The 2,298-nt window shown below is 67.1% G+C and carries 3 protein-coding genes; all 3 read left to right on the top strand.

What is annotated here, in order from left to right; genetic code table 11:
• A partial coding sequence (locus WAW17_RS31145; protein ID WP_422336692.1) for a hypothetical protein occupies positions 1–411 on the top strand: 411 nt, incomplete at its 5' end.
• Between the two features lie 25 nt (positions 412–436).
• Positions 437–895: a flavodoxin family protein gene (locus WAW17_RS31140; RefSeq protein WP_422336691.1), complete on the top strand. Its 459-nt coding sequence runs from the start codon at positions 437–439 to the stop codon at positions 893–895.
• 50 nt (positions 896–945) lie between these two features.
• Positions 946–2,160, top strand: a complete 1,215-nt coding sequence (locus tag WAW17_RS31135) for a winged helix-turn-helix domain-containing protein (RefSeq protein WP_422336690.1) — start codon at positions 946–948, stop codon at positions 2,158–2,160.
• Positions 2,161–2,298 lie beyond the last annotated feature (138 nt).

Below are 2,298 nucleotides of genomic sequence, written 5' to 3'. Positions count from 1 at the left end.
CTCCTGGGCCAACGCGGAATCGAGCTGATCCGAGACGGCGGGGGAGTCGCCGTCGGGTTGGGTATCGGGGTTCTGCTGCTTCCCTTCCTGGGCGCCTGGATCCTCTACGCGACACTGCGGGCGGGATTCCAGCATCAGCACCTGGCCCGCCGGATCTCCGAGGAAGGCCTCGAGCTGGACGTGTCGGACCTGCCGAGAACGCCGTCCGGCCGGATCGATCGTGCCGCCGCAGATTCGCTGTTCCAGCAGATCAAGTCGGAGTGGGAACAGGATCCGGACAACTGGCGCAATTCCTACCGGCTCGCGCGTGCGTACGACTACGCCGGGGACCGCGGCCGTGCACGGGACACGATGAAACGGGCCGTGGAGCTCGAACGCGTCGAGCGGGAAGCGACGGACGGCGGTCGGTGACGGCGGCCGGTCGTACGCTGACGCTGTGAAGTCACTACTCGTCGTCCATCACACCCCGTCGCCGGTGACCCGGGAGTGTCTCGAGGCAGTGCTGAAGGGCGCGCGGGATCCCGGCATCGAGGGAGTCGAGATCGCGTCCGTTCCGGCGCTCGGTGCGACGATTCCGGATGTTCTCGCGGCCGACGGATTCCTGTTCGGCACCTCGGCGAACTTCGGGTACATGTCGGGGGCACTCAAGCATTTCTTCGACACGGTCTACTACCCCTGCCTCGACGCGGTGGCCGGACGTCCCTACGGACTGTGGGTGCACGGCAACAACGACACCGCCGGCGCGGTGAAGTCCGTGCAGAGGATCGTCACCGGACTGTCGCTCACCCAGGCGGCCGAGACGGTCGAACTCACGGGCGCTCTCGATGCCCGTGCACGGGAGCGCTGCTACGAGCTCGGTGCGACCGTGGCGGTCACCCTTGCGGAAGGCGCCTGACCGGCCGGCGCTTTCTCCGGAGTGTCGGTACCCGGTGGCAGGCTGCCGTCATGCAGGAGATGAGTGCGGACGAGGCGCGGCGGACCGCGCTGTGGGCGCAGGGGTTCACCGGCAGGAAGCCGTCCGGCACACCGAATCGCCGCCATGTGCGCTCGGTACTCGATCGGGTCGGGCTGTTCCAGATCGACTCCGTCTCGGTGACGGTGCGCGCGCACTACGTCCCGCTGTTCAGCCGGATCGGTGCGTACGACCGCACGGTGATCGACTCGGCGGCGTGGTCGCACTCGGCCCGCTCGCCGCGGATGCTCGTCGAGTACTGGGCGCACGAAGCCGCGTTCATCCCCGTCGAGGATTGGCCGTACCTGCGGTGGCGGATGCGCCTGTATCGGCACGGCCGCTGGTCCGGTTCCGCGAAGGTACTCGAACGAAATCCGGCGCTCGCCGCGGATGTGCTCGCCGTGATCGGCGAGGTGGGCGCGTGCAGTGCGGGCGAGGTGGAGAAGTACCTCGCGATGGACCGGCCGGCCTGCAAGGGTCCGTGGTGGGATCGCAGCGACACCAAGACGGTGTGTGAGCAGTTGTTCTCCGCGGGAGCCCTGGCGGTGGACAGGCGGGTCGGATTCACGCGGTATTACGACCTTACCGAACGAGTGATACCGAAAGAGATTGCTGAGAAGGATATTTCGGAGCCCGACGCGGTTCGCTACCTCGTCCACCGGTCCGCGCGGGCCCTCGGTGTCGCCACGGAACCCGATCTTCGCGACTACTACCGGCTGTCCGCCGCGCAGACCGCTCCGGCCGTCGACGAACTCCTCGAGGGCGGGATCCTCGAGCGGGTGACGGTGCGCGGCTGGGACGCACCCGCGTTTGTTCATCGCGACGTGCGAGTGCCACGGAAGGTGCAGGGCGCCGCCCTGCTGTGCCCGTTCGACCCACTCGTGTTCTGCCGCCCGCGGACGGAGCGCGTGTTCGACTTCCGGTATCGCCTCGAGATCTACACGCCCGAGCACAAACGCGTGCACGGGTACTACGTGTTTCCGTTTCTCCAGGACGGCGCACTGGTGGGCCGGGTCGACCTGAAGGCGGACAGGACATCGGACGTGCTTCGCGTGCGGTCCGCGTTTATCGAGCAGGGGCGCCGGCCCGAAGACGTCGCCGAGGCACTGACCGGACAACTCCGGCGGATGGCGGCGTGGCTGGGGCTCGGCGGCGTTCGTGCCGACGGATGCGGAAACCTCGGTCCGCTCCTCGCGGCCGTGCTGTGAATCGGCCGCGAGTTCTTTTCATGGTTGAAATCTGTCTCATCGGCCCTGTCTGTGTTGCACAAGTGATTGCTGTGTCGTAGCGCTCGTGTATCTATGTCCTCCGTCGTCTCGGAGGAGGATTGGGTGTTCCTGTCGTTT

The sequence above is a fragment of the Rhodococcus sp. (in: high G+C Gram-positive bacteria) genome, from assembly GCF_049286785.1.
Lineage (GTDB): Bacteria > Actinomycetota > Actinomycetes > Mycobacteriales > Mycobacteriaceae > Rhodococcus_F.
This window is presented reverse-complemented; position numbering and strand designations above follow the sequence as displayed.